Source organism: Aurantiacibacter rhizosphaerae, from assembly GCF_009807005.1.
Lineage (GTDB): Bacteria > Pseudomonadota > Alphaproteobacteria > Sphingomonadales > Sphingomonadaceae > Alteraurantiacibacter > Alteraurantiacibacter rhizosphaerae.
This window is the reverse complement of record NZ_WUBR01000003.1, coordinates 260386-274782: the sequence shown is the minus strand read 5'-3', so window position 1 is coordinate 274782 and position 14397 is coordinate 260386. Positions and strand designations below refer to the sequence as shown.

Annotated in this window: 9 protein-coding genes; 6 read left to right on the top strand and 3 right to left on the bottom strand. The window is 60.8% G+C overall.

Features of this window, described 5'->3' with window-relative positions:
• Window positions 1-47 precede the first annotated feature (47 nt).
• The 3 genes from GRF63_RS13650 to GRF63_RS13640 all read left to right on the top strand — a co-directional run bounded on the left by GRF63_RS13650 (window position 48) and on the right by GRF63_RS13640 (window position 6217).
• Window positions 48-3980, top strand: a complete 3933-nt coding sequence (locus tag GRF63_RS13650) for a CheR family methyltransferase (RefSeq protein ID WP_160486600.1) — start codon at window positions 48-50, stop codon at window positions 3978-3980.
• Window positions 3980-4339, top strand: coding sequence for a response regulator (locus GRF63_RS13645; protein WP_160486599.1), 360 nt, complete (start codon window positions 3980-3982; stop codon window positions 4337-4339). The genes GRF63_RS13650 and GRF63_RS13645 overlap by 1 nt, the downstream gene beginning before the upstream one ends.
• A 156-nt stretch (window positions 4340-4495) precedes the next feature.
• Window positions 4496-6217: an ABC transporter ATP-binding protein gene (locus GRF63_RS13640; RefSeq protein ID WP_160486598.1), complete on the top strand. Its 1722-nt coding sequence runs from the start codon at window positions 4496-4498 to the stop codon at window positions 6215-6217.
• A gap of 53 nt (window positions 6218-6270) precedes the next feature.
• Here the strand turns inward: GRF63_RS13640 and GRF63_RS13635 are convergent, their stop codons facing one another.
• The 3 genes from GRF63_RS13635 to GRF63_RS13625 all read right to left on the bottom strand — a co-directional run bounded on the left by GRF63_RS13635 (window position 6271) and on the right by GRF63_RS13625 (window position 9646).
• Window positions 6271-7521 (bottom strand): tyrosine-protein kinase domain-containing protein, encoded by a 1251-nt coding sequence (locus GRF63_RS13635; RefSeq protein WP_160486597.1) that lies wholly within the window; start codon window positions 7519-7521, stop codon window positions 6271-6273.
• A 21-nt stretch (window positions 7522-7542) separates the two neighbouring features.
• On the bottom strand, window positions 7543-8499 hold the full coding sequence (locus tag GRF63_RS13630) for a GumC family protein (RefSeq protein WP_160486596.1): 957 nt from the start codon (window positions 8497-8499) through the stop codon (window positions 7543-7545).
• 196 nt (window positions 8500-8695) lie between these two features.
• Window positions 8696-9646, bottom strand: a complete 951-nt coding sequence (locus GRF63_RS13625; protein ID WP_160486595.1) for an ArsR/SmtB family transcription factor — start codon at window positions 9644-9646, stop codon at window positions 8696-8698.
• A 136-nt stretch (window positions 9647-9782) separates the two neighbouring features.
• Between GRF63_RS13625 and metF the strand changes: the two genes are divergently transcribed.
• The 3 genes from metF to metH are packed head-to-tail and all read left to right on the top strand — an operon-like array spanning window position 9783 to window position 14384.
• Window positions 9783-10712 carry a methylenetetrahydrofolate reductase [NAD(P)H] gene (gene metF, locus GRF63_RS13620; protein WP_160486594.1) on the top strand — a complete coding sequence of 310 codons (930 nt, stop codon included), beginning with the start codon at window positions 9783-9785 and terminating at the stop codon, window positions 10710-10712.
• Window positions 10709-11755, top strand: coding sequence for a homocysteine S-methyltransferase family protein (locus GRF63_RS13615; RefSeq protein ID WP_160486593.1), 1047 nt, complete (start codon window positions 10709-10711; stop codon window positions 11753-11755). The genes metF and GRF63_RS13615 overlap by 4 nt, the downstream gene beginning before the upstream one ends.
• 1 nt (window position 11756) lies before the next feature.
• The gene (metH, locus tag GRF63_RS13610) at window positions 11757-14384 is read left to right on the top strand and encodes a methionine synthase (RefSeq protein WP_160486592.1); all 2628 of its coding nucleotides are present in this window, start codon (window positions 11757-11759) and stop codon (window positions 14382-14384) included.
• Window positions 14385-14397: the final 13 nt, after the last annotated feature.

The window sequence follows — 14397 nt, the reverse complement described above, 5'->3', positions numbered from 1 at the left end:
GACCTTGCCCTGCTTTAACTTGCATCAGGCAGCTTTTTAGGACGTTTATGAGCGAATCCGACGAAGACGCGAACCTCGGGCTTCCCATCGTCGGCATAGGCGCATCTGCCGGCGGGCTGGAGGCTTTGAACGAGCTGGTGGGCGCGATTCCGTCGAACAGCGGCATCGCCTATGTCATCGTGCAGCATCTCTCGCCCGATCACGTCTCCATGATGGATCAGCTGCTGGCCAATCATACCCAGCTGCCGATCAAGAAAATCGAAGATGGCATGAGGGCGCAGGCAGACACCATCTATGTGCTGCCGTCCGGCCCGTGGGTAACGACCCAGCACGACATACTGTACCTGCATGATCGCGATCCGTCACAGGCCCTGCGCACCCCGATAGACAAGTTCCTGGAATCGCTGGCGGAAGACAAGGGCGCGCAGGCCTTTGCCGTTATCCTGTCCGGCACCGGCACCGACGGCACGCTGGGCGTTCGTGCGGTGAAGGCGGCGGGCGGATTTGCCATCGTGCAGAAAAGCGACAGCGCGCAATTCCCCGGAATGCCGGATAGTGCGGCGGCCACGGGCCTCGTTGATTTCACCCTGCCGCCGCGCCGCATTCCCGAACGCCTGATCGATATCGTGCGCCACCGCGATCAGGTGCTGACGGTGGATGGCACTGCCAAGCTTCGGGAGGATATTGCGGACAGTCTGCCCGAAATCCTGGAAGCGATGGATGATGAGGACGGGCTGGATTTCAGCGAATACAAGCCCGGCACGCTGATCCGCCGCATAGAACGCCGCATGATGGTGACACGCGATGTCAGCGTGAGTGATTTCAAGAAGCGGCTGCGCGACGATCCGCAGGAGCGCGGCCTGCTGCTGCAGGATTTCCTGATCGGGGTCACCCGCTTCTTCCGCGATGAAGAGGCTTTTGCAAAGCTGAACCAGGAGGCGATCCTGCCGCTGCTGGACGGGGACCAGGATGCCTTCCGCATCTGGGTTCCCGGCTGTTCAACGGGGGAGGAAGCCTATACGATCGCGATGCTGCTGTCCGAAGCGATGGAAGCCACTGGCGACAATCGGCAGTGGCAGATCTTCGGCACGGATATCGATGCATCCGCGCTGCGCCATGCGCGGGAGGGGATATATCCCGCAAGCCAGGTGGCGGAAATTTCGCCAGAGCGGCGCGACCGCTTTTTTACAGGGGAAGACGGCGCATTCCAGGTGAAGCCGCTGCTTCGCGAACGCTGCATCTTTGCCCCGCATAATTTGCTGCAGGATCCGCCGTTCTCCCGACTGGACCTGATATCCTGTCGCAACCTGCTGATCTATCTGAACGCCGATGTGCAGCAAACGATCTTCCCGCGCTTCCACTATGCGCTGAAACAGGGCGGCTTCCTGTTCATCGGCCCATCGGAATCGCTGGGAAAACAGGAACGCTTCTTCCACACCATCGATCGCGAAGCGCGGCTCTTCAAACGCAACGATGCGGAGCCCGCGGCGTTTTCTTCGCTGCCGATGTCGGCCATGGGCGGCACGCGGCGCGAACGGCGACTGGGAAGGGCCGCAACCCCTTCGCCAACCCAGCCCGTGACGCTGGATCACAGTTTTGAAAACCAGGTGCTGACCTTTTTCGCACGGCAAAGCGCGGCACCCTTTGCCGTGATCAACTCCAGTGACGAGATCAGCTATCTGTCCGAACCGATGAGCCGGTACATCAGCCCCAATCAGGGCCAGCCATCATCCGCGATCGAACAGTTCCTGATGCGCGACCTGCGCTTGCCGGTTCGCAACACGATTACAGAGGCGCGGCAGCTGGGCCGGGTTTGCTGCACCCCCAACGTCGTTCTGTCAGCCGATGGCGACCCGGAAGTGGTGGATGTAGAGGCGCGGCCCCTGCCCTTTGCGGAAGGAAGCCTGCTGGTCACGCTGCAACCTGTGCGCATGCAGGATGCGTCCAAACTGACAGGATCGAGCGCGGATCGCAGTGACGAGGAGCGCGACTGGATCGAACGCGAATTGACCACGGTGCGACAGCAATTGTCCAGCACCATGGCCAGTTACGAGACGACCGAACAGGAACTGAAAAGCTCCAACGAAGAGCTGTTGTCGATGAACGAGGAGCTGCAAAGCTCGAACGAGGAGCTGGAAACCTCGCGCGAGGAATTGCAATCGATCAACGAGGAACTGGAAACCGTCAACGCCGAGTTGAGCGAAAATAACCGGCAGTTGCTGGCCGTCAATTCGGATTTGAAAAACCTTTTCGACAGCACCGATATCGCAACGGTTTTCCTTGATCAGCACCTGAAGCTGCGCCGCTATACCCCGGCATCGCGGCGGCTGTTCGGCGTGCGGGAGCGGGATATCGGCCGTAATATCAACGAATTGAAATGGCAGGTCAGCTATGATGACCTGGAGGCAGACGCCGCACGGGTTACCGAAACCCTGCAACCGTTGGAACGCGAAGTGCGGATAGAGGCGACCGAGGAAACATTCCTCATGCGCATCCGCCCCTATCGTCGTACCGACGACCGGATCGATGGCTGCGTACTGACCTTTTTCGACATTACCGAACGCAAGCGGTTCGAAAGGCAGATCGCCGAGAATGCCGAGATGCTGGCCAAGCAATATGCAGAGCTGGAAACCCTTTACCGCACGACGCCCGTGGGCCTGTGCCTGGTGGACAGGGATCTGCGCTGGCTGCGCATCAATGATCGGCTGGCACAGATCAACGGTTTCCCGGTCGCCGATCATATCGGCAAGAAGCAGGGCGAACTCCTCCCCGAAATCGACGAGGATATTCGCGATATCCAGAAGCAGGTGCTCGCCACTGGCAAGCCGGCGCTGGGTATTCAATTGCATGGCACCACACCTGCGCAACCCGATATAGAGCGGGATTGGGTGGTCGACTATTTCCCCGTCCTGAGCGCAGAGGGCGAGGTTTTCGCCGTGGGCTGCTGCGTTACAGAAGTCACCGAGCAGAAGACCCTGCAGCGCGATCTGGAGGAAAGCGAAGCCAGGCTGAACTTCGCGCTGGAAACCAGCGAACTGGGCGCGTGGGAGCTGTGCCTCGATGATAAGAACGCGGAAACCTCGCTCCTGCATGACAGGATCTTCGGATATGACAAAAAGATCGAGGAATGGAACCTGCATATCTTCCTGGATCATGTTCTGGACGATGATCGCGCCTTGGTGCGGGATGCCTTCGACAAGGCGGCCAGCGCGCGGGAGGACTGGGAATTCGAATGCCGCGTCTGCCGCGCCGATGGCGAGATGCGCTGGATAGCCGCTCACGGCCGCCCGCGCATGGACGATGTTGGAAAGGTGATCTCCTTCCTCGGTACGGTGCAGGATATCACCACGCGCAAGGAGGCGCAGGAACAGCAATATCTGTTGTTGCACGAACTGCAGCACCGCGTGAAAAACTCAATGGCAACCACATTGGCCATCGTGCAGTTTTCATCCCGGCGGGCCACCGATCTGGAAGGCTTCATCGCCACCCTGCGCGATCGCCTGCAGGCCATTTCACGTACGCATGATCTATTGACTGCAGAAGACTGGAAGGGCGCGCGCGTCAGCCAGATGCTGAAGTCGGAAATAGAGCCCTATATTGAAGACGAATCCAGCCGCATAAGGCTGGAAGGCGATGATCCGCTTCTGACATCCAAGCAAATGCTTTCACTCACGCTGGCCTTCCACGAACTTGCCACCAATGCCGCAAAGCACGGTGCGCTGACGAACGAGAAGGGCACGGTCACGCTGACAACGCAGGTCGAGGATGGCAGCACCGTCGTGATGACATGGAAGGAACACGGTGGCCCGCCGGTAAGCGAGCCGGAGCGGAACCAGACCGGTTTTGGATCATTGTTGTTGGAGAAGATTATCGGTCCGGATCTTCAAGGGGGGGCAAACTTGGCATTCAACGAAGATGGCATTGAATGGACGGTATCTTTCCCGCTCCAGTCGCGCAGTGATGCCGGACCCTCGGCATAATGACCGCAAGCCCCACCATATTATTGCTTGATGACGAGTTCATGGTCGCCTTGGCCCTGGCAGAGCATCTGGAATCGGAAGGGTTTGCGATTGCAGGCCCGTTCTGCACTGTTGAGGAAGCTGACGCGCATGTCGCGCTAAACCGCCCCGATGCAGCTTTCCTTGATATCAACCTGGGCAATGGCACGAATTCCTATGACTTTGCCGCCCGTCTGAAACGCGATGGCGTGCCCTTCTGCTTTCTGACCGGATACAGCGATCTGCAGGCCAGCCATCCGGATTTGAAGGATTCCTGCTTCCTCGGAAAACCGGTTCGCCCGGAAAAGGTGGCGCAAACTGCGCAGAAGATGGTGGCCTAGCCCGCTCCACTTTGGTCGCCCTCTAAACCGAGGATTGGCCCGCCATAATTAATCCCGCGGCTTGATCGCCCCATCATCATCTGCTTGAGTCTGGCGCAAGATCACCGGGCACGGCGCAGTCCTTGCGCCCTGGCCTGGGTATTGGCGGGACTTACGATGGGATTCAAAGCGCTGCTGACCTATGCGCGGCCCTATCGAGGGTCGCTTCTGCTGGTCGCATTCCTGTCGCTGGCCTGCGCCGCCGCCTTACTGTCCCTGCCGTGGATCACTGGCCAGTTGCTCGGTGAACTGCTGGGCGCGGCGCAGGCAGGAGACGGCAGCAATGCCCTGTCCAGCGCACTGCTTCTGACCGGGGGACTATGCGTTCTTGCCATCATGCAAATGGCCTGCGCGATAACCAGCGCCGCCGTTGGCACTAGAATAGAAGCTGCGTTCAAGGGCGATATCTTTGCCCATGTGCAGCGCCTGCCCATGGCCTATCTCGACCGTAAGCAGCAGGGTGATCTGCTGGCCCTGCTAACCTCGGAATTCTCTCTTTTCGGCATCTTGCTGACGCGCTTTCTCGCCGCCACGCCCACCGCGCTGCTGGCGGGCATCGGTGCTGCGGTGGCATTGTTCCAGATCGATCAGGCGATGGCATTGCTGGCGATGGTGCTGCTGCCCATGTGCTTTATGCTGCAAAGGCTGATCGGGCGTGAGCTTAGGGGGCTTTCCATCAAGATCCAGATCGCCGAGGCGGAGGTGTTCGCCGCAGCCGAGAGCAATCTGGAAATGCTTCCCGCGGCCAAGGCTTTCGCCAGTGAAGACAGCGCCCTTGTCGGCTATCGCCAGGTGATCGAGAAGCTGCGCCGCCTGAAGCTGCGCCGGCGCAAGGTCATCGCCGTCCTGACCCCTGCAATCATGCTGATCGCCGGGCTGGGCAGCCTGTTCCTCCTGCTGTTGGCGCATCAGCGGCTGGGCATTGGGCAGGCGAACCCGGCTGCGTTCTTTACCTTCGTGCTGTATGTCGGGCTGCTGGTTTATGCGATGCATACATCATCGCGCTTCATGGGCCGGGTCAGCATGGCCAGGGGATCGCTGGAGCGGCTGAACCACGTTCTGGCCAAGGCAGCGGAGCCGGGATATGCCATGCCTTTGCTGGAAACTTCGTGCGCCGGCTGGATCAGTTTCAGCAATGTGTGGTTCGGCTATCCCGGTCAGCAAGAGGTGCTGCGCGGGGCGCAATTCGATATAGAGGCTGGCGAAACCGTGGTGCTGGCGGGCGAGAATGGAGCCGGGAAAAGCACGATCCTTGCCCTGCTGCTGGCACTGTATCAGCCGCGTAATGGCCGCATCAAGATCGACGGATGCGACATCGCGCAGATGAATTTGCAGCAATTGCGGCGTCAGATCGGCTATGTGCCGCAGCATCCCCTGCTTCAGGACGGCACTGTCCTCGATAATCTGACGATGCGGCAGTCCGGCTTTTCCCAAGCGGATGTGCAGCGTGCCTGCAAGCTGGCGCAGGCGCATGACTTTATCATGCAGCTTCCCAACGGATACCGCACGCAGATCGGGAATCGCGGCGTAGCCCTGTCCGGCAGTCAGCGCCAGCGTCTGGCAATCGCCCGCGCGCTGCTGGCAGAGCCATCCATACTGGTGCTGGATGAAGCGACATCGCATTTCACACCGGAGGACGAGGCCGCCTTCGTTGAGGCGCATCGCCTGGGCCAGATCGGCTGCACCACCATCATCGTATCGCATCGGCGCGCGATGCTGGCACTGGCGGACCGGGTGCTGACGATCAAAGATGGCAAGGTGAGCGAAATCGGGCGTCGCGGCACCATGCGCGATCCAAAAGCAGCCAGCGCCACGATCATCATCGACCAGCCGGGCTAGGTTTGCGCCCAGCCTTTGGGTTGGGAGTTACAGGTCGGCCACAGAGATCGGCCCTAGAGGTCAGCCTTGTGCCAATCACCGTCCGGATCGTCGCGATCGGACAGCGCCTCTATCAGCGCGCGGCGCGGATTGTTGTCCGCCACCGCCTGTCGGTAATAACGATAGCTGTAGCTGTATTCCTCGGCTGAAACCGCCGCCTTCGTCAGCACCGCGCCCAGCAGCCGTACACCGGACATTTGTAACTGATTGACCGCCGTCAGCGCGGCGCGCGTCCGCGTCTTGCCGCTTTCCACGGCGAACAGCGTGCCTTCGCAAACCGAACCCAGCAGCATTGCATCGGCAAAGCCAAGCGTAGGCGGTGCATCGATCACGATCATGTCGAAATGCGGCGCCAGATCCGTCAGTATCCCCTTCAGCCGGGATGGCACGAGAATGTCTGCCGGATTGGCCGGATGCGGCCCGCTTGGCATCAGGAACAGGCCGGGCTGTGATGTTTGCAGAATATGGTCGCGGGGCACGCCGCTGATCGTCAGCAGGCTGGAAAGGCCGATATCGGGGTACTGATCGACCGAGAATGTGGGTTTGCGCATGTCCGCATCGATCAGCAGCACGCGCTTGCCCACCGTCGCCAGTTGCACGGCCAGGCTGTAACTGGTGGTGGACTTGCCCTCTTCGGGGTTCGCGCTGGTTACAAGCAGCGTCTTGGGGAAGCCGCCAATCGTTGAAAGCTGCAAGGTCGATCGCAGGTGGGCATAGGCTTCGTAGATCTCTGAATGCGGATCGGCCAGCTCGTCGCTCAGCTCCACCTTCTTGTCCTTCTTCGGGATCGCCCCGAAAGCCGTCAGCTTCAGCTTCTGCTTTACGTCTTCCTTGGTCTTGATGGTGTTGGTGAAGCGATCCCACACGATGGCCGCGATGGCGCCCAGCAGCAGGCCCGCCAACATGCCAATGATCGCGTTGAGGATGGTGTTGGGGGAATAGGGCTGCGCGGAAACCTGCCCGCTATCCACGATCGCCGCCTGCGCGGCACCCACACCTGCGGCAACGCTCATCTCGTTGTATCGGCCCATCAGCGCATCGTACAAGGCCCGCTTGGTATCGAATTCGCGTTGCAGGATATTATATTGAATGGATTCCCCGCGCTCGCTCAGCGCGGCAGAGCTGAGCTGATTGACGCGGGTACGCAGCGATTTTTCCTCTGCCAGCGCGGCTTCATATTCCGCGCGCAGGGCCGCGACAGAGCGACCGGCTTCGGAAGATATCTGCCGGTTCAGCTCATCGATGCGGGATTTGAGGCGCACCATTTCAGGAAAGCTTTCCTGCAGCTAGGTGGACTTTTCCTCGTATTCCGCCTTCACGCTGGCCAGTTCCTGCCGCAGGGCCGCGGTGCTGGTGTTGGTTTCACCGATTGAGCTTGCCTGGCGAAAGCGCTGCTCTGCCGTGATGCGTTTCTGCTGCGCCTCGGCCAGTGCTGCGTTGATGGATGTCAGCGTATTGCCGGTCAGGCTGTTGCCGCTGCCGGCGCTTTCCCCGCCCTCGCCGCCCAGCAGGATGATGCCGTTTGCCTGCGCATATCGCACCAGGTCCCGCTCTGCCCCGTTCATCTCTTCACGAACGGTATCTATCCGCTTTTCCAGAAAGTCGCGCGCGGCGACAGTGGCATCATACTTCCGGTCCAGCGCCAGCTGGATGTAGGAATTGGCAAACCCGTTCACGAGGTGCGCCGCCCGACCCGCATCGGGCGAGACGTAGCTTAGTTCGATGATCCGGCTGTTTTCGGTCGTGTCGACAGAAAGGCCGTCCGCAATCTCGCTGGCAATGGCTGCAACGGTGCGCGGCTGGCCATCTGCAGCAGGCGGAACCAGTTCAAGATCCTGCACCACGCGTTCCGCCAGCGCGCGGCTGCGCAATATGCCAACCTGCGTATCCAGATATTCCTCATCCGTCGGCGGCGGCGCAGCTGTCTCGTTCACGCCGGAGCCGCTGGCCGTAACCGGCGCGGTGGGGGCATTGAGCTCTATCGTGCTGGTGGAACGGTACAGCGGTGTTTGCAGGAAGGAATAGCCCAGCGCCAGCAGAAGGCCGATAATCGCCGCGCCCAGCAGCCACAGCTTGCGCGCCCAGATGATCGACCAGATGCTGCTGGTCGGGATGGGTGAAAACTCGTTCCTGGGATCGCGCGGTTCATTGCCAAGGTCACGCGCTTCGGAAAGGTCGGAAAACTCCCGCCGCGCCGGTAGATTGCCGGAACGGCCATCTTCGAGTGACTGGTGCTGCGTCAAATTTCGTTACCTTAGATTGGCCGGACCATGCGCGAAGAATGGTTTTCGCAAGGTGTTGATTGGTTTAGGTAGTTGCACCTAGCAGACTTCGCATGGCGAAGCATTCGCGCAAGTGAACAACGCTCGCAAGTGCAAAATAGTCCGAGGGCGCTTAGGCAGAAATGCTCAATTCGCATCCTCATATCGGCTGCGCCGATCAGCAGTCTTTCTGCGCGACCCACACCTTCGTGGTCAGCGCATCGCCCTCCAGTGCGGAATGGAGGGCATAGGAAAGGCCATTTTCCGCCAGAAAGCCTTTCATCTGTTCCTCCGCAAAGCCAAGGCGAACATGGGCGTGGCGTTTGCGCAGATCATCGTTCTCATGCGCGGCCAGATCCACGATCACCAGCCGCCCACCCTTGCGGCAAACGCGCGCGGCCTCCCTGATGGCGTAGGCGGGTTCCTGCGCATAATGCAGCACCTGGTGCAGGATGACGGTGTCGAAAGTCTCGTCCACAAAGCCCAGCGCATAGAAATCCCCCTGCACCAATTCCCACCGCGCGGCGGAAAGATGCTGCAGCCGCGCTCTTGCCAGACGCAGCATTTCGGGGCTTCGATCCAGCCCCACCACGTGCTCTGCACGATCTGACAGCAGTTCCGCGATGCGGCCCGTGCCCGTGCCGATATCCAGCAGGCGACCCAGCGGCGCATCACCCAGCGCATCCAGCATGGCCGCTTCCACATTCTCCGACGGGCTGAGTAGCGCGCGCAGCTGGTCCCATTCATTCGCATGGCTGGCGAAGAATGCTTTCGCGCTTTCTTCCCGCATGGATCGGATCGCGGCGAGGCGGCGGCGATCCTCTGCGCACTGCGCGGCAAATTCTGCATCCTCTGCCTCCGCCCCGTCCAGCAGATGCGCTACGGCGGCGTTTATCGCATTGTCAGATTGCAGGAACACGGCCTTGCGGACAAAGGCCCAGCTGCCTTCGCGGCGACGCTGCGCCAGCCCGCTGTCAGACAGGATCGCAACATGGCGCGATACGCGCGGCTGGCTTTGCCCCAGCACGTGGGCAAGCTCTCCCACGGCCAGTTCCAGCTGTTCCAGCAGGCGCATGATGCGCAGCCTTGTGCTGTCCGCAAGGGCGTTGACGACAGGTTCGATCCTCATCGCACCACGCCTATGCGCGTTTCATTATATGTGCAATCGTAACCAGAACCTCTTTGCCATGCTGATATAAAGATATCTTGATATCTGTAATCTTGCAGTGCACAAAGCGCGCGAACTTGCAGGAAGACTTCGCGTAATGAACAGTTTCACGCCCTCGACCAATGCGGCTGACACACCGGGATCGATTGCCGCCATGCCGGGCGATATCGCCGTATCGTTCGAATATTTTCCGCCTGCCACCAGCAAGGCGGAAAACCTGCTGGCGCGCACGTCGCAGCGGCTTTCGGCCTTTGCGCCATCCTTCGTTTCGATGACCTATGGCGCAGGCGGCTCCACCCGCGAACGCAGCCTTGCCGCCATCCGCAAGCTGGTGGACGAAGGCTCTGCGCCCGTCGCCGCGCATCTTACCTGCGTGGATGCCAGCCGGGACCAGGTGGATGACATGGCCATGCAGTTCCACGCCTCAGGTATCCGCCATATTGTGGCCCTGCGCGGCGATGGAGGCGAACCGGGCCAGCCGTTCACCGCGCATCCGCAAGGCTATGCCAATGCGGCGGAGCTTGTGGCGGGCCTGCGCAAACTTGCCGATTTCGAGATTTCCGTGGCCGCCTATCCCGAAGTGCATCCCGACGCGCAAAGCGCGCAGCACGATCTCGACAATCTGAAGCGGAAGCTGGATGCAGGCGCAACGCGCGCGATCACGCAGTTCTTCTTCTCTGCCGATGCCTGCCTGCGGTTTCGGGACCGCGCCGTGGCCGCCGGCATCGATGCTCCGATCGTGCCCGGCATCCTGCCGATCACCAATTTCGCGCAAACCTGCAAATTCGCCGGCGCATGCGGCGCGCAGATCCCCGCGCCGATGAAGGCGGTTTTCGAAGGGCTGGACGATCACCCTGAAACGCGAAAAGCGGTGTCCATCGCGACGACCGCCGAACTGTGCCGCAAGCTTTACGAAGGCGGCATGCGTGAATTTCACTTCTACACGCTAAACCGCGCCGAACAGATCGAGGCGATCTGCCACCTCATGGGCCTGCGCGTTCCGGCCCGGGTGGAGGCCGCGGCATGAGCATTCGCGAAACATTGCTGGCGCAGGCCGCCAAACGCATCCTGTTGTTCGACGGCGCCTTTGGCACCATGATCCAGCAGGAAAAGCTGGGCGAGGCCGATTTTGCAGGCGATCTTGGCCTCTCCGCATCGCAGGCGGGCAACAATGATATTCTGGCCCTGACCCGGCCCGATATCATCCGTACGATCACCACTGCATATCTGGATGCGGGATCGGACATCGTATCCACCAATACCTTCTCCGCCAATCGCATCAGCCAAGCCGATTACGCAGCGCAGGACATGGTGCAACAGATCAACCTCGCCTCTGCCCGCATCGCCCGGCAGGCGGCGGACGAGGCGGAAGAGAAAGACGGCAACCCGCGCTTCGTGGCCGGCGCCATCGGGCCAACCAACAAGACACTGACCCTGTCCCCCAATGTGGAGGACCCCGGATATCGCGAAATCGGCTTTGACTTCCTGGCCGATGTCTACCGCGATCAGGCCGCCGCCCTGATAGAAGGCGGCGCGGATCTGATCCTGGTGGAGACGATATTCGACACGCTGAACGCCAAGGCCGCGATCTTCGCCGTGCGCGCGCTGGAACGCGAGCTGGGCCGGGAAATTCCTATTGCCCTTTCGATGACGTTGACGGACCTTTCAGGCCGCAATCTCTCCGGCCATACGGTGGAGGCGTTCTGGTATTCCGTCCGCCATGCAAAGCCGCTGGCGGTGGGGCTGAACTGTTCCTTTGGCGCGGAACAATTGCGCCCCTATGTGCAGGAACTGGGCAAGATCAGCGAAAGCCTGGTGCTGGCCTACCCCAACGCCGGCCTGCCCAATGAACTTGGCGAGTATGACGAGCCTCCTGAAACAACGGCGCAGAAACTGTCCGGCTGGGCCACGGGCGGACATGCGAATATCCTTGGCGGCTGCTGCGGCTCCACCCCCGAACATATCGCCGCCATCGCCGATGCCGTGCGCGGCGTGGCCCCCCGCACCATTCCGGACGTGCAACCTGCCACCCGGCTGGCAGGGCTTGAACCCTTCACGGTAGCTGCCTGACATGAGCAATCTCGATCAAGACACCGCGACCATTGGTGCGCCAACGGCGCGTTTCGTCAATATTGGCGAGCGGACCAATGTCACCGGATCCGCCCGCTTCAAGAAACTGATCCTGGAAGGCGATTACCCCGCGGCAGTGGAGGTTGCGCGGCAGCAGGTGGAAAACGGCGCGCAGATCATCGATGTGAACATGGATGAAGGGCTGCTGGATTCCGAGGAGGCAATGACCACCTTCCTGCGCCTGCTGGCCGCAGAACCCGATATCGCCCGCGTGCCCACGATGATCGACAGTTCCAAGTGGGACGTGATCGAAGCCGGGCTGAAATGCGTGTCGGGCAAGCCCATCGTCAATTCCATCAGCCTGAAGGAAGGTGAGGAGCAATTCCTGGAGCAGGCGACGAAATGCATGGATTACGGCGCTTCCGTCGTCGTGATGGCTTTCGACGAAACCGGCCAGGCCGATACGAAGGAGCGCAAGGTCGAAATCTGTTCCCGCGCCTATCGCATCCTGACGGAGGCCGGATTTCCCGCTGAAGACATCATCTTCGATCCCAATATCTTCGCCGTTGCCACGGGCATGGAAGAGCATGATCGCTATGCCCTGGATTTTATCGAGGCGGTGGCGGAAATCCGCGAAGCGTGCCCGCATGTGCATTGCTCTGGCGGATTGTCTAATCTCTCCTTCAGCTTTCGCGGCAATGAAACGGTGCGCCGCGCCATGCACTCTGTCTTCCTGTTCCACGCCATTCCCGCCGGGCTGGATATGGCCATCGTCAACGCCGGACAGCTGGACGTGTATGACATGCTGGACCCGCAACTGCGCGAGGCGTGCGAGGATGTGATCCTGTGCCGCCGCCCCGATGCAACAGAGCGGCTGATCGCTCTGGCTGAAAGCTATCGCGGCAAATCGCGAGAGGATGAGAAGCAGGAGGCGGAATGGCGCGGCTGGCCCGTAACGCGGCGGCTGGAACATGCGCTGGTGAAGGGGATCGACACGCATGTCGTCGCCGATACCGAGGAAGCGCGGCTGGAAATCGCCGCGCGCGAGGGGCGCACGATCGAGGTGATCGAAGGCCCGCTGATGGACGGCATGAACGTGGTTGGCGACCTGTTCGGATCGGGCAAGATGTTCCTGCCGCAGGTGGTGAAATCGGCGCGCGTGATGAAAAAGGCCGTGGCCCATCTCATCCCGTTTATCGAGGAAGAGAAGACCGCGAATTCGCGCAGCGCGGGCAAGATCGTGATGGCCACGGTGAAGGGCGACGTGCACGATATCGGCAAGAACATCGTGGGCGTGGTGCTGCAGTGCAATGGTTACGAGGTGATCGACCTTGGCGTGATGACGCCGTGGACGAAGATCATCGAAACCGCGAAGGCGGAAGGCGCGGATATCATAGGCCTGTCCGGCCTCATCACCCCGTCACTGGATGAGATGGTGACGGTAGCGCAGGAAATGCAGCGGGCCGAGATGGATCTGCCATTGCTGATCGGCGGGGCCACCACCAGCAAGGTGCACACTGCGCTGCGCATCGATCCTGCCTATGATGGGCCGGTGATCCACGTGCTGGATGCCAGCCGCGCCGTGGGCGTGGCCAGCAATTTGCTGTCTGACACGCAGAAGGATGCCTTTGTCGAAAAGACCGCGGCGGAACATGAAAAGGTACGCGTCAGCCGTGCGGGCAAGACAGGTTCCGCCCTGCACCCGCTGGCCGATGCGCGCGCCAATCGCTTCATGGCCGATTTCAGTCAGAAGCCCGCGGCGCCCGCAAAGCCGGGCGTGCATGTGTTTGACGCGTGGGACCTGGCGGACCTTCGCGAAACCATCGACTGGACGCCGTTCTTCAGCGCGTGGGAACTGGCCGGCACATATCCGGCCATCCTTCAGGACCCGGTGGTGGGCGAAAGCGCGCGCAGCCTGTTTGCCGATGCGCAGGATATGCTGGATCGCATCATCGATGAAAACTGGCTGACGGCGCGCGCCGTCTGCGGCTTCTGGCCGTGCAAGGCAGTGGAGGATGACGTGGTACTGGACGATGACACGCTGCTGCCGTTCCTGCGCCAGCAGGTGAAGAAAAGCCGCGACCGCGCCAATTTCTGCCTTTCTGACTTCATCGATCCGCAAGGCGACTGGATCGGCGGTTTCGCCGTCGGCATCCACGGCATTGAACGCCACCTTGCCCGCTTTGCAATGGATACGGACGACTATTCCGACATCCTGTTGAAGGCACTGGCAGACCGTTTCGCGGAAGCCCTGGCAGAGCGAGTGCATCAGCACGTGCGCACCGATCTGTGGGGCTATGCCCCGCAAGAAGCGCTGTCGAACGAGGATTTGATCCGGGAGAATTACAAAGGCATCCGCCCCGCCCCCGGCTATCCCGCATGCCCCGATCACACGCTGAAGCCCGTGCTGTTCGATCTGCTGGATGCAAATGCCAATGCGGGGCTTACACTGACGGAAAGCCAGGCCATGCTTCCCACGGCAGCGGTGAGCGGCTTTTACTTTGGCCATCCCGACAGCCAGTATTTCGGCGTGGCGCGGATTGGGGAAGACCAGCTAGCCGATTACGCGGCGCGCCGCTCCATGGATGTGGAAACCGCCGAACGCTGGCTGCGCCCGAACCTGCATTAAAGGGAAGACTACG

What these genes read in the sequence shown, in the direction of transcription:
- GRF63_RS13650 (WP_160486600.1), top strand. Translation starts at nt 48, where the DNA reads ATGAGCGAATCCGACGAAGACGCGAACCTCGGGCTTCCCATCGTCGGC.
- GRF63_RS13645 (WP_160486599.1), top strand. Translation starts at nt 3,980, where the DNA reads ATGACCGCAAGCCCCACCATATTATTGCTTGATGACGAGTTCATGGTC.
- GRF63_RS13640 (WP_160486598.1), top strand. Translation starts at nt 4,496, where the DNA reads ATGGGATTCAAAGCGCTGCTGACCTATGCGCGGCCCTATCGAGGGTCG.
- GRF63_RS13635 (WP_160486597.1), bottom strand. Translation starts at nt 7,521, where the DNA reads ATGGTGCGCCTCAAATCCCGCATCGATGAGCTGAACCGGCAGATATCT.
- GRF63_RS13625 (WP_160486595.1), bottom strand. Translation starts at nt 9,646, where the DNA reads ATGAGGATCGAACCTGTCGTCAACGCCCTTGCGGACAGCACAAGGCTG.
- metF (WP_160486594.1), top strand. Translation starts at nt 9,783, where the DNA reads ATGAACAGTTTCACGCCCTCGACCAATGCGGCTGACACACCGGGATCG.
- GRF63_RS13615 (WP_160486593.1), top strand. Translation starts at nt 10,709, where the DNA reads ATGAGCATTCGCGAAACATTGCTGGCGCAGGCCGCCAAACGCATCCTG.
- metH (WP_160486592.1), top strand. Translation starts at nt 11,757, where the DNA reads ATGAGCAATCTCGATCAAGACACCGCGACCATTGGTGCGCCAACGGCG.